The following is a 21,317-nucleotide window of genomic DNA, read 5'->3' on the forward strand; positions in this document are numbered from 1 at the left end:
CGCTGGAGGCAGGAGCTGCATACAAGATGAGCATGGATGTCAAGCTTGGTTGTCAAATAATAACAGACATCTATCCTTATCATCCCCGCGAATCGCGGGGAGGCTTCTCTGCTATTGGAAGAATGGCGGTAAGCTGGCGTTGTAAGTAATAGAAAATTGAAGGGAGAGGCGGAGACAGAGTGTTTACGAGAAGAGCGTATCTAATTGAACCGGGCAAATTGGAGGTAAAGGAAACGGAGCTGAAGCTGCAGCGCGATGAATTGCTGCTGGAAGTTTTAGCTTGCGGTTTATGCACATGGGAGCTGAACCATTTCCAAGGACGAATCGGAGAAGCTCCCATGTCGCTGGGACACGAATTCGTAGGCAAAATAATAGAGATGGGAGCAAGCGTATCCGGCTTCGAGCGGGGGGATGTTGTCACCGGTTTGCCCGGAGCGCTTGACGGGTTCTCCGAACACATGACGGTAGCGGCAAAGAACTGCGAGAAGATAGCGCCGGGCATTAAGCCGGAGCATGCGCTGGGAGAACCTCTCAAATGCGTCGTTACCGTGCTGCGCGGCGCCGCCCCGGAGGCAGGCGATTACGGGGTAGTTATCGGTGCGGGGCCGATGGGGATATGGGCGGTTCAAGCGCTTGCGGGCAATTCGCTTAGCGCATTGATTGCCGTAGACGTGGATGAAGAGAAGCTGAAGCTGGCCGCGCAATACGGGGCAACGCACACGATTAATCCGGCGGCCGGGGATGCCGTCGAAGCCATTCGCGAGATTACGCGGGGCCATATGGCGGATTTCGTTATCGAAGGAACGGGCAATACGAAGGTCATCAACGACGGGATAAAAATGCTGAAGGCAGGCCGAGGCCGGCTCATATTGATGAGCTCGTACAAGTCGGCGGCAGAAAGCATGGACGTCGTGGGCATGGTGGAGCGTTCCGCCGAGATACGCGTGCCTCATCCGGGATACTCCCTAAATGAGCAAGATGATTTGAGAAGAGCCGTCCAGCTGCTTAACAAAGGCGTGTTCTGTCTTGATGGCATCGTAAGCCACAAGTTTTCCCTGGATCAGATTCAATTGGCGTTTGAATCGCTTGAGAAGCGGCCTGCCGGTTACTTGAAAGGAGTGGTGATTCCAAAGCTATGATAAGAAGATTCAGCGTGAATTTTTTGTTTGCGGACGGTGCGGTGCTGCAGCGTGACAAGCCCATCCGGATTTGGGGCAGCTGGCAAGGAACGGATGTTGAGCTGCATGTGAGCTTGGGGGACTATTCCTCATCCGCCTCCGGCAGTGAAACAAATTGGGAGGCTGTTCTGCCAGCGCTTGAAGCAGGAGGTCCCTATGAATTGCGTATCGAGGATAGGGGTCGCGGCGATTGCTTGACGATTTCCGATCTCTTGATCGGAGACGTGTGGCTTGCGGGCGGCCAATCGAATATGGAATGGCCTTTGGAAGAGTCTCTTGGCGGGCAAAAGGAGCTGCTGCGTTCTCAAGATGCCCTTCTGCGGTATTTCCATGTTCCCCGAGTCGCCCACGAAAGCTTATACAATGAAGAAGAGCATGGACAACCCCGCTGGGAGTCATCTTCGCCGGTAGCGGCCGGGAAATTCTCGGCGGCAGCCTATTATTTTGCGGCTAGCCTGCGCGAGGAGCTGGACGTTCCAATCGGCATAATCGGCTGTAACTGGGGAGACACGTCGGTAGCCTGCTGGATCCCGGAGGAGACGTTGTTTGCCGATCCCGAGCTGGCACCGATTGTGGAGAACCACCGGAAGGCGATGGAAAAGTTTAATCCCGCGGAATACGAGCGGCAGATGAATCATTACCTCGCGCAGGTGCAGCAGCACGAGGAAGGGATCAGGCAACGCTTGCCAGCAGAGCTGCTTCCGCCCTATCCCTGGCCTATGCCTCTGGGGCCTCACAGCCGACAACGTCCAAGCGGACTCTATTACACTATGGTTAAGCGTGTTATCCCTTATGCAATAAAGGGGTTTATTTTCTATCAGGGCGAAAACGATATCGCGCTTGGCGGGCGATACGAGCGGCTTCTATCCGCCTTGATTCACAAATGGAAAGAGGATTGGGATGATTATCTTCTGCCTTTTCTCTATGTTCAGCTGCCGTTCTTTGGCAAGGGCAGCGCGGCATCGGGCGAAGATTGGCCGCTGCTGCGAGAAGCCCAACAAGCGGTCGCGCGTATCGTGCCCCATGCGCATATGGCTGTGGTACTGGATTGCGGAGAGCGGGAGGATATCCATCCGAAGAATAAGAAGCCGGTCGGGGAGCGTCTAGCCCTAACAGCTTTGAATAAAGTTTATGGATCGCCAACGGTTTGCGAAGGGCCAGTCCTCGAAGCCGTATGGCCGGATAACGGAGGAGCATGCCTTCGCTTCGGGCATTGTGATAGCGGGCTGGAAGGGGGAGAGCAAGGCGTAGAAGGCTTTGAGCTGGCTGGAGAGGACGGTGTATTCCATCCCGCGTCAGCGCTTGCGCTGGCAGACGGCCGAACGATTCAAGCATGCAGCGGGAAGGTCCCGGATCCAAGGGTTGTCCGCTACGGCTGGCGGAACTGGATGAACGCCAATCTGAAGAATGGCACCGGACTGCCTGCAGCACCGCTGAGAGCGGAGCTTGCGCCTGCTCGCATACGCAAGCCCGGCGAGCTTTGGCTGGATACGGAAGGGCATCCCATTCATGCTCATGGGGGAAGCATGCTGTTCCACAATGGCAGTTACTACTGGTATGGCGAGTATAAGCATGGTTCGACGTCCACGAGTCCCGCCGGCATCAACCGGGTCGACTTTCTGGGCATCGGCTGTTATTCTTCGGTCGATCTGACCAACTGGCAGTTCCGGGGCCTTGCCCTTAAAGCGGAGAAGAATCCGGCGAGCGAATTGCATGCAAGCAGGGTAGTGGAGCGTCCCAAGGTTCTCTATAACGATACCGCCAAGCAATTCGTCATGTGGGTGCATGCCGACGACGAGGATTACAAAGCCGCCAGCTGCGGGATTGCCGTGGCGGAATCGCCCGAAGGACCGTTCCGTTACCTCGGGAGCTTTCGGCCGAACAGGGAGGAAAGCCGGGATTTTACGTTGTTTCAAGACGAGGATAACCGTGCCTATCTTTATTATTCCTCCGAAGGTAATGCCACTCTTCATGTGACGGAGCTGTCCGTCGATTACACGGGAGTACGAGAGGCTTATACCCGCAATTTCGAAGGCCGTTATAGAGAAGCGCCGGCAGTCTTCAAGAAAGACGGCCGCTATTACATGATTACCTCCGGCTGTACCGGCTGGGAGCCTAACGAGGCAGAATGGGCCGTATCGTCCGCTCCTGAAGGTCCTTGGACGGCGGTCGGCAATCCGTGCCGGGGCGAAGGGGCGGACCGAACTTTTGAAGCGCAGGGAACTTGGGTCGTTCAACCGCAAGGTGGGGATAAGCCGGGAATTTTTATGGCCGACCGGTGGAATAAGGATGATTTGGAGAACTCTCGTTATGCCTGGTTTCCTCTCGACTGGGAGGATAACCGGCCTGTTATTCGCATGCCGGGCAAAGCAAACGATGTTGTGATATAGAGATTGATAGAAGGCCTTCCGCGCCCCTCGCGGAGGGCTTTCTATCGTCTTGTAAGAGAGATTTGCAGAAGTCAGTTGCTGCCGTCTATTTTTCGTTGTTCGCGTCGATTGATGGTCCAGGCGGCCGGAAGGTATGCTGAATACAGACAAAACAAGGCAATTGGTTACTGGAGGGACAGTTAGGATGAGAACACAATTACCGTTAAAAAAACGATTAAGACGAGAATGGGATATTCACCTCATGATTATTCCGGGCGTGCTGCTGCTCTTTGTGTTCAGTTATCTGCCCATGTACGGCGTGGTGACGGCGTTTCAGGATTATAACTTGTTCAAGGGCTTTGCCGACAGTCCTTGGGCGGGAACCAAACACTTCCGGATGTTCTTCCATTCTCCGGATTTCTGGACCATTATGCGGAACACGGTTGTCGTAAGCCTGTTGAAGCTGATCTTCAGCTTCCCGGCACCCATCGCGCTTGCGCTCCTTCTGAATGAAGTAGGCAAGGCTGCCTTTAAGCGAATCATCCAGACCGTAAGTTATTTACCTCACTTCCTGTCTTGGGTTATTGTCGGTGGATTCGTCATCTCCATGTTATCCGTTGACAATGGCAGCATTAATATACTGCTGATGAAGCTGCACCTGATCGACGAGCCGGTAAATTGGCTTTCCGAATCGAATTATTTTTGGGGAATCCTGATTGCGAGCAATGTGTGGAAGGACATCGGCTTCGCATCCATCGTCTACCTGGCCGCCATTTCCGGCATAGATCCCCACTTGTACGAATCGGCTTCCATCGACGGGGCGAACCGCTTCCGGCAGATGTTCTCCATTACGGTGCCAAGCATCATGCCCGTCATCGTCATCTTCATGATCCTGGCGGTTGGCAATGTGATGAACGCGGGCTTTGAGGATATTCTGATCTTGACGAACAACGGGGTTAACGCGATTGTCCGCAACGTATCCGATGTCATCGATACTTACGTATACCGGATCGGCATTCAGAACCAGCGCTTCTCTTATGCGGCTGCCGTCGGATTGTTCAAATCCGCCATTAACGTGCTGCTGCTCATCGGGGCAAACCGGTTGGCCCGAAAATCGGGTCAAAGCTTGTGGTAAGGCTAGAAACGAAGAAACGAGGATTCTCATATGACAAAGCTTAGCTCTGGCGAGAAGGTATTCCAATCCTTTGTATACGTCGCATTGATTCTGCTGGGTATCGTAACTCTGTATCCGTTCTGGAACGCCATTGTCATTTCGTTTAATGCGGGTGCCGACACGGCGAGGGGCGACATCACCTTGTGGCCGCGGGTATTTACCTTGGACAACTACAAGCTGGTCTTCGAAGACGGACGGCTTACCCACGCTTTTCTGATCTCGGTCTTGCGCGTTCTTGTCGGGACCACGCTTTCCGTTGCTTTAACCTCGATGCTGGCTTACGGATTATCGAAGTCGAAGATTTTATTCTTCAAGCCCTACATGTTCTATTGCATCTTCACCATGTTCTTCAGCGGCGGACTCATTCCTTCGTTTGTTCTGAACAAGGAACTGCACCTCAACAATACGTTCTGGGTGCTCGTTATTCCATCCTTGATCAGCGTATACAACATGATTATCTTCCGAACCTTCTTCCGCGAGCTGCCGGACGGATTGGAGGAGTCGGCCAGAATGGACGGCTGCACGAATATCGGAACCTTCATCCGGATCGTTATTCCCGTATCGGGGCCGGTGTTCGCGACTTTGGCGTTGTTCACGGCGGTCTATCACTGGAATGATTGGTTCACCGCCGCTATCTATATCAATAAGATGAATTTGCTTCCCATCTCTTCCATCCTGCAGCAGATTCTCAACTCCAATCTGGCGACCGAAATGCTCGCGACCCAGACCGGAGGAAATGCTTCCGCAATTGACGCCGTCGGCAAGATTCAGACCGTCACAAGCAAATCGCTCAGCATGGCAACGATGCTTGTCGCCTCTATGCCTATCATTCTGATCTATCCTTTTTTGCAGAAATACTTTGTAAAAGGCGTTCTGGTAGGTTCCATCAAGGGGTAGAGTTTCTTCGGAGAGGCTGCCGGATTACCTGCTTCCTCCCTAAGAGTTTCTATATATAATAAAGAATGACGAGAGGGGATTACTTAGACAATGAAGAGATCAAGGAAATCATGGTTTGCCATCGCGTCCGCGCTCCTTATTGCAGGCTCGGTTCTCGGAGCCTGCAGCAATGGCAATAACAAACCGGAAGCTTCTCCGGCCGGATCCTCCGGTGAATCAACGCCATCCTCCGATAACGCATCCGCTTCGCCGGCCGGCTTCGAGCTTGGAAGCCAGCCGCTTAAGTTTTCCATGTACGGCAATTATGACTGGCTTACGCTTGATCCTTGGGCCGAAGACGTTGCCACGAAGTGGATTCAGGATAATCTGAAAGTTACGATTGATCCGGTTCAATCAGGCGGCGCCGCGCAGCAGAAATTCAGCACCATGCTCGCTACCGACGATCTGACGGACGTCATTCTCCTGGACCGCGGACCGGATGTGGAGAAGCTCCGCCAAGCCGGCAAGCTGGTTCCGCTCGACGATTACTATAACAAATATCCGAACTTCAAGAAGTGGATGGGCGACGAGACAATTAACATGCTCCGCTCCCCGGACGGCCATATCTATCAAATGCCGAACTGGTACACAACTTCCGCTAACGGGAACGCGGGTTATTTAATCAATCGCAAGGTATATAAGGATCTGGGCTCTCCGAAGCTCGAGACCTTTGACGATTTGTATGCGTATCTGCAGAAGGTCAAAGCAACTTACCCGGATATGGTGCCACTTGAGACGGACGTTGAGGCACAAGGCGTTCAAATTCTCGCTTCCGGCTTTGGCGAAGGTTATTCGCCGAACTGGCCGGGTCAGAACCGCGCAGTGCCTGCGGACGGCAAGTTTGTCTCGATTTTCACCGATCCGGTGTTTAACGAAACGATGAAATACGCAAGCAAGCTGTTCAGAGAGAAGCTGATGACGCAGGATTCGTTAACGGAGAAGAAGGAGCAGGTATTTGAGAAGCTTACGAACGGAAAAGCAGCCGTATTCGTTTCTTATTCCGTACTGGAAAATCAAATCAGCGCGGCCAATACCTTGATGCGGAAAAACGATCCGGACAGCGGTTACGAAGTCATTTGGCCGGTTCACAAAGACGGCGTAAGCAAGGACAAGGTGTATCCGAACAATTATAACAAGCTGGGCTGGAACGTTAACGTCATCACGATGGCCGCCAAGGATCCGGAAGCCATCTTTGCCTATTTAGACTGGCTTACAGGTCCGGAAGGCATGTCGACTATATACTTCGGACCCAAAGGAAAGTACTGGGATGAAATGGATGCAAACGAGTATCCCGTCCTGAACGATACCTGGTTTAATACGCCGCAAGAGGAAAAGGACAAGGATAAGCTTGGCCGCTGGGCATGGGTTGGCAACACGACGTATTTGGATACGATGAAGATGGCCAACAACGCGAAGATGAAGCCGGAGCAAGTGCAATGGCCGGATACGCAGCAGGCGGCGGTAACCTGGAAAACGTCCCAGGATCTGACGGCTTTCGTTAATCTGATGCCTGCCGGCGATACCGAGGCCGGCATTGCCAAAACGGCTGTTGACGAGATCTTCAAGAAATATTATGCGCAAGCGTTGTTCGCCAAGAGCGATGAAGAAGTAGATGCCATTCTGAAAAAAGCGGAAGAGGAAGCCATGTCGCAAGGCTATCAGAAGCTGCTGGATTTCGAGACGGAGGCTTGGCAGAACAACCTGAAGCAAATAGCCGGCAAATAGGCAAATAAGAATATTTTGCACTGTGAGCGAAAGGGCCGAGCAGATATACTATAGCTATATCTGCTCGGCTCTGCCTTTATTTGCTAGAGCCGCCGGTAAAGACGGGAATCGAGGTGACTACCATGTATCGCGTAATACTTGCCGATGATGAGATGCTTGATTTGGAGGGCATGGAGCTCCTCATGCCTTGGAAGGAGCTTGGTATGGAGGTTGTGTACCAGGCGACAAACGCATATAAAGTCCTGGAGTATTTGAGAGACAATGAGGCGGATGTGCTGGTCACGGATATCCGCATGCCGATTATGTCGGGACTGGAGCTCGTTCGCAAACTCAAGGATACGCATCTGGGCATTAAGGTCGTATTCGTAAGCGGGCATGAGGAATTTCAATACGCCAGGCAAGCGATTCAGATGAATGCAAACGGTTATGTTCTGAAGCCGGTTGACCAGGAAGAGCTTATTCGAGTGCTCCAGGAAATCCGTTCTCAGCTGGATACCGAACGCTACCGCGGCGCTCTGGACGAGAAGTATAGAGAGTCTGCTCCGCTTATCCGGGAACAAAAAATGAAAAAGTGGCTGAGGGGAGAATATTTGCCTGCCGCGGAAGAAGACTGGCTTGCCGAGGCGGAATTGGAAAAAAAGGAATCCAACTATACAGCCTTATTAGCGGAGCTGGATGATGCCGGCCTTAATTATTTAAAACGAACGGAGTCCGATTCCGGCGATGAGCAAGCCGATCAAGCGATGAAGGTAATAGAAAGCTGTTCCCGCTTGCTGGGAGCTTTATTTGCGTTCCGGATCGATCCGATTCGGATGCTTCTCGTCATTGACATTAACGAAGAGTCGGCGGAAGCACGGGGAGCCCAGCTCCTTTCCATGGTCAGAGAGCAATTAAACGGAACCATTACGGTTGCCGCAGGAACTCCATTCTCATCGCTTGCCGAATTGCCGGCTGCTTACTCGGAGGCAAGCCGGATATTGGAGCATAAATGGCTGTCAGGGAAAAACCGCTTGATACGATCCATGAATATTGAAGAAAGAGATTCGGAAGGCAGCCGTCCGGAAATGATGCTGGACGAGCTTTTCAACGCTATGATGCAATACGATCTTGTAAAGATAGACGATTGCCTCGAGAGTTTATTCGCATTCATCAAGCGGCTCGACCGGAAGCTTCATGTCCAGTCCTTCGCCCAGCATATTCTTTCCAAGCTTGATACGTATCTTGAAAGCGTTAACGAGAATTTGGAAAGTCTCTTGGGCATCCGCTTCGAGCAGCTGGATATTCTCTATCATTTCGAGACCGTATACGACATCCAGTCGTGGATGCGCAGACGGTTTTTCGAAATTTCGGAATCCTTGCAAAGAAAAAAACAGAAGAAAAATCATAAGATCATGAAAGAGATTGAAGATTACGTCAATGCCCATCTAGACCGGAGCATTGAGCTGAGGGAAGTTGCGGACCGTTTCTCGTTCTCGCCCAACTATCTGGGACATCTTTTCAAGGAAGAGAGGGGCGTTACCTTCAGCGAGTTCGTTATCCGCCAGCGCCTCGCCAAAGCCCATGAAATGCTGCAAGATCCGGTACGCAAGGTGTACGAGGTGGCGTTCAGCGTCGGTTACAAAAATCTGACCCACTTCAACAAGCTGTTCCGGGATGCTTACGGGCTTTCGCCGAACGAGTTCAGGAGGCAGCGTTGATGAATCGATTGCTTGGACTTAAGGATAAGCGGATGTCCTTCGGCTTCAAGCTAATGATCTCTTACCTGGTATTCGCCTTAACGCCAACCTCCGTTGTCGGCATGATCGCTTACCAATCCTCGGTCCACTCCATTAAGGAACAGACCCGGGTTAATCTTAGCGGTACCTTGGAGCAGATGCGGGACAATATCGATTATAAATCATCCGAAATCAAACGCAGCTCGGACCAGCTGTTCTATGATCTTACCGTTCAGAAGCTGCTGCGAACCTACAAGGCGGGCTGGACAAGCTACGACTCGCTGCAGAATTACATGCTGCCAACGTTGCAAAACATTATGCTCCGGGCAAGCGGGAAGCTGCAGGTCCGGCTTTATTTGGCCGAGGAGTCTTTTCCCGAGATCTACGGTGAACTGGATTCGCGGAAGGATCCGCTTGACGAGAACAACCGGTTTGATATTTACCATCTGTCACGTATCGAGGAAGAAACCTGGTACAAAGACTTGCCTTGGCAAGCCAATCCGGAGGTCATCGACCCCAAGGTATACAGGGGAGAAGAATATGTCTGGAGCCAGGTTGAGAATGACGGGCAATTCGGCAATGTATCGATGATCCGCCGTCTTGTCGATTTCGATAAGGGAAGGACATTTGGCATTCTCCGCATTATGGTCAAGGTGGATGCTTTGCTCGAAGCTGCCGATTACCGCAAGCTGGGAGAATCCAGCACGATTTTGGTTGCGGACGGCAAAGGCTTGACCATGCGTCTGTCGGGCGTGAGACCGGATATCTCCGGAGAGCATGCTGGAACGCAAACCTTTAAGATAGAGGATGTCTTGCCCGGGTTAGGCTGGAAAATTGTCGCGTCGCTTCCGCAATCGGTGCTGGAGAAAGATGCCAGGCATGTCCGGAATTTGACGCTGCTCGTTTGTTTTATAAGCACGATCGTCCTTATTGCGATAGGTATATTAATTTCGCGTTATTTTTCCAATGGGGTAAAAAGGGTCATCGCTTCCTTGAACGCGTTCCGGAGCGGAGATTTCGGAAACCGGATGGAGATTAACGGCGCCGATGAATTCGCTCAAATTGCAAGGGCTTTCAATAAAATGAGCAAAGACATCGACCGGCTGATTCAAGAGGTATACCTGGCTAACATTGAGAAAAAGGAAGCTGAACTCGAGACGCTGCAAGCGCAAATTAATCCGCATTTCCTGTACAATACGTTATCCTCGATCAGCAGATTGGCCAAGATGGGCGAGATCGACAGGCTGCACGACATGGTTATGGGGTTGGCGAAATTTTACAGACTTACCCTTAACGAGGGCAAGACGCATATTCCCGTTACGAAAGAGCTGGAGCAGGCTATTACTTATTTGGAAATTCAGAAAATCAAGCACCGGGACCGGATTCAGGTATGGTATGACATCGAGCCTTCCGTATACGGGTATGAGACGATCAAAATCATTCTGCAGCCGTTTCTGGAAAATGCGCTACAGCATGCTTTTTTCGAGGATCGGATGTCGTTAAAGCTGACGGCTAGACGGAAAGGGGAAACCATCGTCTTTGGCATTGTTGACGACGGAGTAGGGATGAGCCGAGAGCAGCTTCGGCAAATGAATGATCCGGATGGCGCAAGAATAGGCTACGGCGTACGCAATGTCGATGAACGAATCAAGCTTCAATACGGTCAGGCTTACGGCGTGGAGTTTGGCGGGGGTCAAGGGATGGGAACCTCCGTGCGGATTACGATTCCGGCGATCCGGGCCTCCGGATCAGGGACGTGCAGAGCGGCACAGGCAGAATCATGCCTCAGGTAAATGAGGAATTTGGTTGCGAGGATTATTACCTAACGGCGTGGGGCGAAGGGAAAGTCTATCCGATGAGAAGCCGTGCTACGCTGAGGCGCAGAGCGTGGGATTTCCCACTCTACTTTCGTAAAGCCGCCTCTATAATGAGGAGGATTTGCGAAAAATATAAACTTTATAACGTACTAGGAGAGGATCCTTTGTGAATTATAAAAATCTCTATCTGCATAATGTCGCCCGGCTCAAACCGGTGCATGGCGGCGAAACGGTGCAGCTGTGCCGTATTCCGGATGCCCTGCGGCTGCAGCTGCACGAAATTGCGCATGCTTCGGCCCTCAAAATAGGCTCCTTCGGAATCCGTTTGACGGTGACAATATGATACGGCTGCTCATTCGGGGCGATGATTTCGGAGGCAGCCTGTCGGCGAATCAAGCGATTGCGGAAGCCTGCGAGCACGGCTTGTTGAAAAACGTCAGCGTGATGGCTCCCGGACCTTATCTGGAGCAAGGCGCCATGCTGATGGCCGATTGCAAAGACATTTGTTTCGGCATGCATATTACGATGAACGCCGAATGGGACCGCGCGAAATGGAAGCCTGTGCTTCCTGCAAATCAGGTGCCGAGCCTTATAGATGAACAAGGGGATTTTCTGTCTCATCCATCCCTAATGGGGAAGGTGAATTTAGAAGAAGCCATTGCGGAGACGCTCGCGCAATATGATCGTCTCCGCGAGGTTGGTTTCCGGATCTCGTATGTCGACGAGCATATGTTTTTCGGCTACTCCGTAAAGGGTTATGCGGAATGGCTGGATACCTGGTGCAGACGGGAAGGACTCCTTAATTTCCATCGTTACTTCCGGCCGCTTCCAAGGTCAGCCGAAGCCGCGGCAGGAAGCCCGGCAGAGACGGCTGATCTGGCGCAAATCTACTTATCCCATCATAGGCAAGATATTCAATCAGCCCCGGAAGGGCTCTATACAGTCATTTTGCATCCGGGCTTTGACAGCAGCGAGATGCGTCAATTCGGAAATGCCGAGATAAGCGGTGAGCAGATTGCCGCAGAGCGGGATGCCGAACGAAGGATGCTGCTGGAGCCGGATCTTGCCTCATTTTACAGCCAATACGGCGTGACCTCCGTTCGTTACGACGAACTGGAAGAAAGGAAATAACCTGACCCCGGATGGCAGGACGCTTCGCGACACCGGTATGCGGATTAACCCGCTCAGCTCGTCCAGCTCTACGACGGATAAACAGGACGCCACGTTTATCATCCATTAATGCAAAAAGCTGCCGGAGACGGCAGCTTTTTGCATGCAGCAGCCACGAGACTACTGGTACGTATGCTTGATAGCACTTCGATACAGATTGGGTGTTACCCCTTTATGCTTCTTAAACAGCTGGGAGAAATACGGAGCGCTAAAGCCGCCGATCATTCGGCCGATCTCGTTAATGGAATAATCCGTATTCTCGAGCAGCGCGCACGCTTCGCGAATCCGGCGTCCCGCCACGTAATCGGAGATGGTCATTCCGGTCTGCTGCTTGAACAAGTGCGATATATGGTAAGAGGATAAATGAAGCTCCCGTGACAGGGATTCCAGGGATATCGTCTGACGGTAGTGCGTTTCGATCCAGTCTAGTATTTTCTCGACATGGCCGGAGTTTTTATCCATGGAAGCGTGCGTATCTTCTAATTCAAATACATGCAGTTGAAGATGCTTAAAAAGGGCTAGAAGAAAAAGTACCCGATCCTCTACGCTTGGCTCGCCTCCGGTAAGAGTTCGCATTTTATCATAGTCCAACAGCAAATTCGCTAAGGTCTTGTCATCGCAAAACGTAAATACCTGGCGCCTGAGCAAGCCGTACATTAAACTTCGCAGAAAAGCTTGCATTTTGGGAAAAGGCTGCAGATAGGGATCCAATATCCGGGCATCAAAGGTCAGATTGGTTCTTATATAGGTAGCTCCGTCCTTTAATGGAACATCTACTTTATGAAGCTGGTAGGGCTGAAAACAAAATAACATGTTATCCTCAAGCTTATACTGCTGGCTTTCCAGCGTTACCGTGCCGGATCCTTCGTGGATGTACAGCAGCTCTATCCCTTGATGCGCATGCAGCATCAGCCAATTCTCGTTGCGGGTTTCATATCTATGAGTAAAGGAAAAAGCGTTAGCGCCAAGATCCATAGGCTGAACATTTGTTGGCATTACGTACCTCCCGGCGGGGCAAAAATCGCAATTTAGCTACATTATAGCACAACTCCCCTTAAGCCCAAGAGATTTATAATGAGGCCATAAACCTTATCGGGAGGGCATCGAAATGTGGAAGAAAGCCATTGAAGATACGCTGCGGGTAACTAGAGCCAATATCGAACGGTTTGGGAGCAAATTCCCGCATGTCAGCGAGAACAGCAGCGGTCAATACGTACTCATTGAAAACGAAGGCTGGACGGAAGGCTTTTGGCCCGGGATTCTATGGCTGAGCTACGAGTATTCCGGAGACAGAGCTTACCGAGAAGCAGCCGTGCAAACGGTTAATAGCCTAGGGAAGAGGCTCGAGAACAATCTGAGCCTGGACCATCACGACATCGGCTTCTTGTATTCCTTGTCCGCAAAGGCGCAATGGATCTTGGAGAAGGATGAAGCCGCCAAGCAAATAACGATAGATGCTGCGAAAGTACTGATGAAGCGCTGGCGCGAAAATATGAATATTTTGCAGGCTTGGGGACCAAAGGATGATCCGGTCAATGGCGGCCGCATTATCATTGACTGTATGATGAACCTGCCCCTGCTGCACTGGGCTTATGTGCAGACCGGGGACAAATCGTTCAGGGAGGCCGCGGAGCAGCATACGGAGATGAGCCGCCGCTTCCTTGTGCGCGGAGACGATTCCTCTTACCATACCTTCTGGTTTAATCCCGAGACCGGCGATTCCAACCGGGGGGGAACCCATCAAGGCTTTAAAGACGGCTCGACCTGGACGCGCGGGCAAGCGTGGGGGATCTACGGCTTTGCGCTGGCTTATCGTTATTTGCGAAAGCCGGAGTATTTGGAGACGGCCAAGCGGCTCGCCAACTATTTTGCAGACCGAATTCCGGAAGATGGCGTAGTGTATTGGGACTTTGACGCGCCTCAGGTGCGGGAAACCATGAGGGACAGCTCCGCTTCGGCCATCGCTGCTTCCGGCATGCTGGAGATTTGCGGCTTCCTATCGGACAATGATCCTGCGTACAAAAAGCTGATGCAAGCGGTGAACCGCTCCATGGAAGGACTCGTCAGCCATTACTCGACGAATGGAGAGAAAGAAGCGGAAGGCTTCTTGAACCGCGGTTCGTATTCCGTTCGCACGAATACTTCGCCGGATGATTATACGATTTGGGGCGATTACTTCTACCTCGAAGCGCTGATGCGCCTTGAAAAAGGCATTCCGGGTTACTGGTACGAGCGTTAGCGTTATTAAAAATGGCAATGAAGACAAGACTGCAGGGGGCAAAAACGATGGCTGAAGTTACGCAGGATCGTGAGCAGTGGATAGAATGGATGCTTCGAATCGGAAGGCCGGTATTGGAAGCTTTAGCGGAACGCAAGCTGAAGGAACGGATGCCGGTTCAAGCGTTCACAGACGACCGCAGCGAATACACATACCTGGAAGCCTTGGGGCGGTTGCTGTCCGGAATGGCTCCCTGGTTCGAAATGACCGGCTTAACCGGGGATGAGGAGAAGCTGCGAAGCGGGATGGCGCAATTGGCCAGAGAAGCCATTGACGCGGCAACGGATCCGTTATCGCCGGACGTTATGAACTTCGCCGGCGGCTATCAGCCGATTGTCGATTCCGCCTTTTTGTCCCATGCCTTTGTCCGGGCACCGCATGAACTGCTTGGCAAGCTTGAGGACCGGGTAAAGCAAAACGTAGTCACCTGCTTAAAGGCGACCCGCTCAAGAAAACCGGGCTATAACAACTGGCTGTTATTCGCAGCCATGACCGAGACGGCCTTGTATCTGCTCGGCGAGGATTGGGATCCGATGCGCATCGATTATGCCCTCAAGAAGCATCAGGAATGGTATTTGGGCGATGGGGTATATGGGGACGGGCCGGAATTCCATTGGGACTACTATAACGGATTTGTCATTCAACCGATGCTGGTTGATATTCTCCGGACAGTCGGACCGGAATTGCCGGAGTGGGAGCAAATAACGACTGTTGTTATCCGCCGGGCGGCCCGCCATGCGGCGCAGCAAGAACGATTGATTTCTCCGGAAGGCACTTTCCCGCCGATCGGGCGCTCGCTTGCTTACCGGTTTGGCGCGTTTCAGCTGCTGTCGCAGGCCGTGCTTCAAGGCTGGCTTCCGTCAGACATTGCTCCTAATCAGGCAAGATGCGCGCTGACGGCGGTTATTCGCCGTATGATGGAGCAGCCCGGGACCTTCGACGAGGGAGGCTGGCTTCGAATCGGATTCTGCGGCGACCAAGAGGATATTGGCGAAGGATACATCTCGACAGGCAGCTTGTATCTATGCGCCGCCGTGTTCCTGCCCCTTGGCTTGAAACCCGAGCACCCGTTCTGGCAGGGCGAAGCGGACTGGACTTCCAAGAAAGCATGGTCCGGACAGCCGTTTCCGATAGATAAGGCCCAAAAGTAAAAATAAATAACCCCCGGTTCTCGCTAGGCAGCGAGGACCGGGGGTTTTGTTTACCCTTGCTTTAAACGAAGCATCATCGTCCAGAGATCAGGTGTCTCATAGCCGAGGCGCCAAGCGGCAACGCCGGCAAGGTCGTATTTAATCGCGAGGTTGATACGCGCCTGCACGCTGCTCGCGGTTTCCGCCCAAAATACATAGGTGAAGCCGTCCTTCACGTATTTGTATTTGGTCTGGCCGGGAGTGGCAGGATCCGAGACGCCAACGGCATTCGTGTCCGCGATCAGCTTAGGAATGTCGCTCATCAGAACCGCGCGGTTGCTGACGAGATTGCCGGAGCCGTCAAGCTTCCATTCCCGCACGTAGAACGGAATGCCCAGCATCAGCTTGCTGCGGGGTACGCCGTACGCCAGGAACTGCTGAACGCCTTTTTCCACCCATGGCAGGCTGGCTACGGAACCCGCCGTTGAGCTTCCGCTCCAGTGCTCGTCATACGCCATAATGATGATCGTGTCCACCACTTGGGCAAGCTCGGCATGTTCGTAGGCGGTGAGATGATCCCAGCTGGTATCGCCGCGCGGCAGGTCGATGGAGACCTTCAGCCCTTTGGCGTGCGCCGCTTTCGTTAAAGCGGTAACGAATGCGGTGTATCCAGCTCGGTCCGTACCCGCAACCTCTTCGAAGTCGATATTAACTCCGTATACGCCCAAGGTATCAAGCTTTGTTACCAGACCCGAGATGAATTGCTGCTGAGCATTCGAGTTCGCCAGGAAAGCCGTTGTCATCTGCTTATCGAAGTCGTTCGACACAAGCGGCATCACCTGTATGCCCTGAGCCTTCAGCGTCGTTACGATCGACGGATCCGACAGGTCCGTTAATGCGCCGCTGCTATCCTTCAGCTCAAACCATGACGGGGAATCAATGGACAGACCTTGCGTCTTCGACGTTTGATTCAGAATCGTCTGACTGTTGGATGAACCATTCCATGCCAGATAGACAAGGTTTTTGGTATTGCTCCATAATTTGCGACCGTCTGCATTGACGACATAGCTGTTGGAGTAGCTTTTCGCGTAAGCGACAGCCGATGCGCGTGTAAAGAATGATTTTAACTTGTTATTGCCTTGATAGACCGAAAGATAAGGCACGCTAGTCCACCAGGTTGTTCCGTTATGTTTGACTTCGGAGTTACCGAAATATTTGGCATATTGCAAAGCAGGCTGCAGAGCGACAAAGGATTTGATCGTTTTACCGCTTTGCTGAACATCGTAAGCCGGCACATTGGAATGCACGACAAGTCCGGACACCTCGTTTACAACGGTGCTGTTTGGAATAGCTGCCGCCGCTTTTATCGCATCGTACAGAAAAGCATACGTTTTTGTCCCGTCCACCGGTACCTGATCTACCTTAATGGAGTAGACCGGGCTGCCGCTCCGTATTTTTTTCTCCGTAGCATCCGTCATGTTGTCCCAGATCCAGCTATTCGAGCTGAGCTCCATAATATGGGCGTTTGTCCAGCGCTTCGCTTCCTGCTTGGCTGCATCGAGGGTCGTATAACCCCAATTCGCGTTTGTTTTGTCGCCTTGATAGAGCTGATATTTCGGATAGGATTGATAAATCCAGCCCGGGCTTTCCAGATCCCGGATATGTACGCCTTTCATCTTCTTGGCTGCGGCCATTGCCTCGTTGTACGTGCGGTATTCCCATTTGGTGCTGGAAGTGCCGCCTTGATAGATTTTGTACCTGGGCAGGTTGTCCCACACCCACTCACGGCCCGTAATCGCTTCCACATGACTGTACTCGAAACTCGACGCGTAAGCAATCGCCTGTTTATCGGTAGCAAATTCACGCAATGCACGATCGTTCTGATAGACGCGATACTTGGTCATTGTGCCGGAAACCGGGCTGGCTGCCATGCTGATCGCGGATGTCCCAATGGTTTGGGCAACGAACAGAAGCAGAACCGCCGCCGATAGTTTTTTGAACATGCTTCTTTATCACTCTCCTCTCAAAGTCTACTAATTTAGACGCAATTGAGAGAGATAGGTTGCGATGAATTTCAGCTGGCTTTCAGGTGTAAATAATGGCAATCGTTGCGCAAACCTTGAGAGGGACGGATAAAAGAGGTGGAAAAGAATAACAATAAGGTCATGCAGGGAAAATCTGGATGAGGTGATGGCATGGCACAGCTGTTCGAACGGCTGGACCTGAAGGAATGGCTTGACGGGGATAGCGTAGAACCGGTGGAGCTGGAAAAGAGCCTTCGGGAAGTGTGGGGCGTCAACCGGTATCTTGGCGGTAATCCGGCTTTGTTTGTTCATCTGGAAAGGCTGATGCGCAAGCTGGCGCCAAGCGAACCGGTGCGGGTATTGGATGTGGCCACGGGTCTTGCGGACCTTCCGGTTGCATTTATTGACTGGTGCAAAAAAAGAGGCAGGAACGTCTCGCTTGTCGCCGTGGACAACCATCCGCAAATTGTGCAGCTCGCTGCCCGGCGGACGGATGCGTATCCATCCATTGAAGTCTTGCATGCGGACGGAACGGCCCTGCCTTTTGAAGACCGAAGCTTTGATCTGGCCTTTTGCAATCTTGCACTGCACCATTTGGACGAGCAATCAGCGATAAAGCTGTTCGCCGAAATGGCCCGCGTAACCCGCGCAGGTTGGGTTGTAACGGATCTGGAACGGCATCGGCTCGCTTATCTGGCGGCCAAGCTGCTGGCCAGATTCGTATGGAAAAGCCCGGTAACGAGACATGACGGACCGCTGTCTGTCATGCGCTCCTTCACTCCGCAGGAGGCACGGCAGCTCGTTCAGCTTGCTGGCGTAAACGCGGCGGTGCATAAACATTTTCCGTTCCGGCTAGCCGTGGTTGGCCATGAATAGGTATGACGTCATTGTTGTGGGTGCCGGCCCGTCCGGAAGCGCATCCGCCAGATTGCTGGCTGCCAGCGGTGTTCGCGTGTTGATGCTGGATGCGGAGGCCTTCCCGCGGCGCAAGCCTTGCGGCGAGTCCTTGAATCCGGGAGCGGTTGCCGCCCTTGGGAGAATAACGGGGCATTCTCATGCCCGGGAAGCCTTTGATTTCCCGTCCAGTCCGATACAAGGCTGGAAAGTAAGCAGCGGACGAGCCTTGCTTGAAGCCGTTTATCCGGAAGGACAGTACGGAGCGGGATGCCGCAGGGAACAGGTCGATCTATGGCTTGCCGAGCAAGCCAGCCGCGCTGGTGCGGTATTTGAGCAGCGTACGAAGGTGGAACGTCTGATCTGGGAAGGAGAGAAGGCGGCTGGCGTAATCGCCCGCTCTCCGGAAGGCAAGCCGATGTTCATAAGAGCTTCCCTTGTCATCGGAAGCGACGGTTTGCGGTCCGTTGTGGCGAGAAACGCCAAAGTGAACCGGTACGGATCGCTTCGCAAGGCCGCTTTTACGGCCCGTTTGAATGGGGTGCGAGGTTTAAATGGCAGGGTCGAGCTGTTTACGGCCGGCGATGGAAAAGTCATTGGCCTCGCCCCGATTGGCGCCGGGCTGGCGAATATGACCGTTGTGCTTGGCAGCGCCAAGGCGGCTTCATTAGCGGTCAAGGACCTTTCCGGCGTTGTCCTTGGCGAGGCGAGGGCTGTTCCGGAGCTGACGGAACGGCTGCGGGATGCGGAAATCGAAGACGGCGTGCTGACATGCGGTCCCTTCGACAGACCGGTCATTCCTCATGACATAGCGGGCATGCTTCTGCTCGGCGATGCGGCGGGTTATTACGATCCGTTAACCGGACAAGGGATCTATCGGGCATTAAGAAGCGCGGAGCTTGCAGCACCCGCCATCGTACGAATGCTTCAAACGCGCAGTCACGAGCCGCTGCGTCAATATAGAATGGACCAGCAGGCCGAATTCGCAGCCGGTACCCGATTGCAGCACATCATTGAACGTTTAAGCAGGCAGCCTATCCTATGGCGTTCAGCCCTTAGAATCGTTGGCACTTCCTCGCTGCTGACCAATAAGCTTGCGGGGATCATCGGAGATTGCCCGAAGGAGACGAATACATGTATACCCGTAATGAAATCACCATAAATTGCGATAAAGAAACGGCTTTCCGTTATGCCCGGCAAGTGGAGAATTGGCCGGCGCTGCTTCCGCATTACCGGGGAGTCCAGTTCGAGCAGGGCGGCAGCGACCGGGGCGGACTCGTCATGATGAGAGCGGTAAGGCCGTTTAAGCCGTTTAAATGGCCGGTCTGGTGGGTTAGCGAAATGAAGGTGGACGAGCAGTTATGCTCGGTGTATTACAAGCATGTTCGCGGCGTTACAGCCGGAATGGAAGTCGAATGGCTGATAGAAGCATTGGATGAGAAGGAGCCCGTAAAGGTGACGATCATTCATCGTTGGCTGCAGCCGCCGCTTGGCAGAAGACTGGCAGCCGACATGATCGGCGAGGTATTCGTTTACGCGATTGCGGACCGGACTTTGCAGGGCCTGAAGCAGCGGATCGAAGAGCACGGGAACGAGCAGGACATTCCAGGAAGAGGTGGGCTAATATGAACGAGATTAGAGCGGTGGTAACCGGCATCGGCTGCGTAACCCCGATTGGCATAGGAGTCGAAGCGTTATGGGCAGGCGTGCAGCGGGGAGAAAGCGCGGTCAAACCGATTGACCGATTTGTGCCGGAAGGGCTTCGCAGCCGGATTGCCGCGCAAATTCCGCATTTCGACGCGACGGCATTTATGGATAAGAAGCGGGCGCACCGGATGGACCGTTACTCCCAGCTTGCGGTAGCCGGCGGCATTATGGCGCTTCGCGATTCCGGACTGGATGCGGAGGATCTGGAAACCGAGCGGGCCGGCGTCTTTATGGGCTCGGCTCTAGGCGGTATCGCCTTTGCGGAGGAACAATGCGGGCAATATTTCCATGGCGGCTTCCGTTCAGTGTCCCCAACGCTTGGATTTTCCGTATTCGGCGGGGCAGCCTCCTGCAATCTGGCCATGGAGTTCGGATTTACCGGACCAAACGAGACGAATTCGATGTCCTGCGGCTCGGGTGCGGTTGCCATCGGCAGGGCATTGCAGGCCATCAAGCGCGGCGAAGCGGATGTCGTGCTGGCGGGCGGCTCGGAAGCGCCGCTCGCTCCTTTATCCTTCGGCGCATTCGATATGCTGCGCGCGATGTCGACTCGCAATGAAGAACCGGCAAGCGCAAGCAGACCGTTTGACCGGAACCGGGATGGCTTTGTGATGGGAGAAGGCTCCGCTATTCTTGTTATCGAGGCCGAGCATCATGCCCGTGCCCGCGGCGCAAGGATCTATGGCGAGCTTGCGGGATTTGGATTAACAAACGACGCCCATCATATGAGCGCGCCGCTTCCCACTGGCGCGCAAGCTGCCCGGGCGCTTAGGCTGGCGCTCTCGAGCGCGGATATGTCGCCGGATGACGTCTCGTACGTCAATGCGCACGGATCTTCAACGCTGCTTAATGACGTGACGGAATCGAAGGTGATACGAAGCGTATTCGGCAGCCGTCCGGTTGCGGTCAGCGGAACAAAAGGCTTGTACGGGCATCCGCTTGGAGCTTCCGGCGCAATAGAAGCGGCGATTACGCTGCTTTCCTTGAACCAGGGCTGGCTTCCGCCAACGACGAATTTGAATGATCCGGATCCGGAGGCCGAGATTGATCTGGTCGCCAGGCAGGCAAGAGAAGTGAAGGCAGAGGCAGCCGTATCGAATTCCTACGGCTTCGGCGGAGTCAATGCGGTATTGGCATTCCGCAAAGCATAACGAAAAGGCCGTTTCCATGTTACATTGGAAGCGGCCTTTTTTCTATTAC

The 21,317-nt window shown here is 53.1% G+C and carries 17 protein-coding genes; 15 read left to right on the forward strand and 2 right to left on the reverse strand.

Going from position 1 to position 21,317, the window contains the following annotated elements:
* The first annotated feature begins 179 nt into the window (after positions 1-179).
* The 9 genes from ACR9FF_RS12740 (at position 180) to ACR9FF_RS12780 (ending at position 12,045) form a co-directional block, all read left to right on the forward strand.
* Positions 180-1,139 (forward strand): zinc-dependent alcohol dehydrogenase, encoded by a 960-nt coding sequence (locus tag ACR9FF_RS12740; protein WP_435171460.1) that lies wholly within the window; start codon positions 180-182, stop codon positions 1,137-1,139.
* A gap of 14 nt (positions 1,140-1,153) precedes the next feature.
* Positions 1,154-3,568, forward strand: a complete 2,415-nt coding sequence (locus ACR9FF_RS12745) for a family 43 glycosylhydrolase (protein ID WP_435171462.1) — start codon at positions 1,154-1,156, stop codon at positions 3,566-3,568.
* 184 nt (positions 3,569-3,752) lie between these two features.
* The gene (locus tag ACR9FF_RS12750) at positions 3,753-4,682 is read left to right on the forward strand and encodes an ABC transporter permease (RefSeq protein WP_435171464.1); all 930 of its coding nucleotides are present in this window, start codon (positions 3,753-3,755) and stop codon (positions 4,680-4,682) included.
* Positions 4,683-4,712: 30 nt separating this feature from the next.
* Positions 4,713-5,618 (forward strand): carbohydrate ABC transporter permease, encoded by a 906-nt coding sequence (locus ACR9FF_RS12755; RefSeq protein WP_435171466.1) that lies wholly within the window; start codon positions 4,713-4,715, stop codon positions 5,616-5,618.
* A gap of 90 nt (positions 5,619-5,708) precedes the next feature.
* Complete coding sequence (locus ACR9FF_RS12760; protein WP_435171468.1) at positions 5,709-7,382, forward strand: extracellular solute-binding protein; 1,674 nt, start codon at positions 5,709-5,711, stop codon at positions 7,380-7,382.
* A 122-nt stretch (positions 7,383-7,504) separates the two neighbouring features.
* Positions 7,505-9,079: a response regulator gene (locus ACR9FF_RS12765; RefSeq protein ID WP_435171470.1), complete on the forward strand. Its 1,575-nt coding sequence runs from the start codon at positions 7,505-7,507 to the stop codon at positions 9,077-9,079.
* Entirely contained in the window at positions 9,079-10,890 is a 1,812-nt protein-coding gene (locus ACR9FF_RS12770; protein ID WP_435171472.1) for a cache domain-containing sensor histidine kinase, read from the forward strand. The genes ACR9FF_RS12765 and ACR9FF_RS12770 overlap by 1 nt, the downstream gene beginning before the upstream one ends.
* Before the next feature lie 190 nt (positions 10,891-11,080).
* Positions 11,081-11,257, forward strand: a complete 177-nt coding sequence (locus ACR9FF_RS12775; protein ID WP_435171474.1) for a hypothetical protein — start codon at positions 11,081-11,083, stop codon at positions 11,255-11,257.
* Entirely contained in the window at positions 11,254-12,045 is a 792-nt protein-coding gene (locus tag ACR9FF_RS12780) for a ChbG/HpnK family deacetylase (protein ID WP_435171476.1), read from the forward strand. The genes ACR9FF_RS12775 and ACR9FF_RS12780 overlap by 4 nt, the downstream gene beginning before the upstream one ends.
* Positions 12,046-12,204: 159 nt before the next feature.
* Here the strand turns inward: ACR9FF_RS12780 and ACR9FF_RS12785 are convergent, their stop codons facing one another.
* On the reverse strand, positions 12,205-13,080 hold the full coding sequence (locus ACR9FF_RS12785) for a helix-turn-helix domain-containing protein (RefSeq protein WP_435171478.1): 876 nt from the start codon (positions 13,078-13,080) through the stop codon (positions 12,205-12,207).
* A gap of 112 nt (positions 13,081-13,192) precedes the next feature.
* On the opposite strand from ACR9FF_RS12785, the gene ACR9FF_RS12790 reads away from it, so the two are divergent.
* Positions 13,193-14,323, forward strand: coding sequence for a glycoside hydrolase family 88 protein (locus ACR9FF_RS12790; protein WP_435171480.1), 1,131 nt, complete (start codon positions 13,193-13,195; stop codon positions 14,321-14,323).
* Positions 14,324-14,370: 47 nt separating this feature from the next.
* A complete protein-coding gene (locus ACR9FF_RS12795) occupies positions 14,371-15,513 on the forward strand; it encodes a DUF2264 domain-containing protein (protein ID WP_435171482.1) in 1,143 nt (380 codons plus the stop codon).
* 50 nt (positions 15,514-15,563) lie between these two features.
* Here ACR9FF_RS12795 and ACR9FF_RS12800 read toward each other — a convergent pair whose 3' ends face one another.
* Positions 15,564-17,495 (reverse strand): glycosyl hydrolase family 18 protein, encoded by a 1,932-nt coding sequence (locus ACR9FF_RS12800; protein WP_435171484.1) that lies wholly within the window; start codon positions 17,493-17,495, stop codon positions 15,564-15,566.
* Between the two features lie 192 nt (positions 17,496-17,687).
* Here ACR9FF_RS12800 and ACR9FF_RS12805 point away from each other — a divergent pair, with 192 nt between their 5' ends.
* The 4 genes from ACR9FF_RS12805 to ACR9FF_RS12820 are packed head-to-tail and all read left to right on the forward strand — an operon-like array spanning position 17,688 to position 21,268.
* Positions 17,688-18,392, forward strand: a complete 705-nt coding sequence (locus ACR9FF_RS12805) for a methyltransferase domain-containing protein (protein WP_435171486.1) — start codon at positions 17,688-17,690, stop codon at positions 18,390-18,392.
* Positions 18,385-19,572 (forward strand): NAD(P)/FAD-dependent oxidoreductase, encoded by a 1,188-nt coding sequence (locus ACR9FF_RS12810; RefSeq protein ID WP_435171488.1) that lies wholly within the window; start codon positions 18,385-18,387, stop codon positions 19,570-19,572. The genes ACR9FF_RS12805 and ACR9FF_RS12810 overlap by 8 nt, the downstream gene beginning before the upstream one ends.
* The gene (locus tag ACR9FF_RS12815; protein ID WP_435171490.1) at positions 19,545-20,039 is read left to right on the forward strand and encodes an SRPBCC family protein; all 495 of its coding nucleotides are present in this window, start codon (positions 19,545-19,547) and stop codon (positions 20,037-20,039) included. Before ACR9FF_RS12810 ends, ACR9FF_RS12815 begins: the two co-directional genes overlap by 28 nt.
* A complete protein-coding gene (locus tag ACR9FF_RS12820; RefSeq protein WP_127491439.1) occupies positions 20,036-21,268 on the forward strand; it encodes a beta-ketoacyl-[acyl-carrier-protein] synthase family protein in 1,233 nt (410 codons plus the stop codon). The genes ACR9FF_RS12815 and ACR9FF_RS12820 overlap by 4 nt, the downstream gene beginning before the upstream one ends.
* The last annotated feature ends 49 nt before the right edge of the window (positions 21,269-21,317 follow it).

This window comes from Paenibacillus glycanilyticus, assembly GCF_051200795.1.
GTDB classification, from domain to species: Bacteria; Bacillota; Bacilli; order Paenibacillales; family Paenibacillaceae; genus Pristimantibacillus; species Pristimantibacillus glycanilyticus.

Coding starts and splice junctions, on each gene's coding strand:
- ACR9FF_RS12820 (WP_127491439.1), top strand. CDS start 20,036: ATGAACGAGATTAGAGCGGTGGTAACCGGCATCGGCTGCGTAACCCCG.
- ACR9FF_RS12815 (WP_435171490.1), top strand. CDS start 19,545: ATGTATACCCGTAATGAAATCACCATAAATTGCGATAAAGAAACGGCT.
- ACR9FF_RS12760 (WP_435171468.1), top strand. CDS start 5,709: ATGAAGAGATCAAGGAAATCATGGTTTGCCATCGCGTCCGCGCTCCTT.
- ACR9FF_RS12770 (WP_435171472.1), top strand. CDS start 9,079: ATGAATCGATTGCTTGGACTTAAGGATAAGCGGATGTCCTTCGGCTTC.
- ACR9FF_RS12805 (WP_435171486.1), top strand. CDS start 17,688: ATGGCACAGCTGTTCGAACGGCTGGACCTGAAGGAATGGCTTGACGGG.
- ACR9FF_RS12795 (WP_435171482.1), top strand. CDS start 14,371: ATGGCTGAAGTTACGCAGGATCGTGAGCAGTGGATAGAATGGATGCTT.
- ACR9FF_RS12780 (WP_435171476.1), top strand. CDS start 11,254: ATGATACGGCTGCTCATTCGGGGCGATGATTTCGGAGGCAGCCTGTCG.
- ACR9FF_RS12810 (WP_435171488.1), top strand. CDS start 18,385: ATGAATAGGTATGACGTCATTGTTGTGGGTGCCGGCCCGTCCGGAAGC.
- ACR9FF_RS12800 (WP_435171484.1), bottom strand. CDS start 17,495: ATGTTCAAAAAACTATCGGCGGCGGTTCTGCTTCTGTTCGTTGCCCAA.
- ACR9FF_RS12790 (WP_435171480.1), top strand. CDS start 13,193: ATGTGGAAGAAAGCCATTGAAGATACGCTGCGGGTAACTAGAGCCAAT.
- ACR9FF_RS12785 (WP_435171478.1), bottom strand. CDS start 13,080: ATGCCAACAAATGTTCAGCCTATGGATCTTGGCGCTAACGCTTTTTCC.
- ACR9FF_RS12765 (WP_435171470.1), top strand. CDS start 7,505: ATGTATCGCGTAATACTTGCCGATGATGAGATGCTTGATTTGGAGGGC.
- ACR9FF_RS12755 (WP_435171466.1), top strand. CDS start 4,713: ATGACAAAGCTTAGCTCTGGCGAGAAGGTATTCCAATCCTTTGTATAC.
- ACR9FF_RS12750 (WP_435171464.1), top strand. CDS start 3,753: ATGAGAACACAATTACCGTTAAAAAAACGATTAAGACGAGAATGGGAT.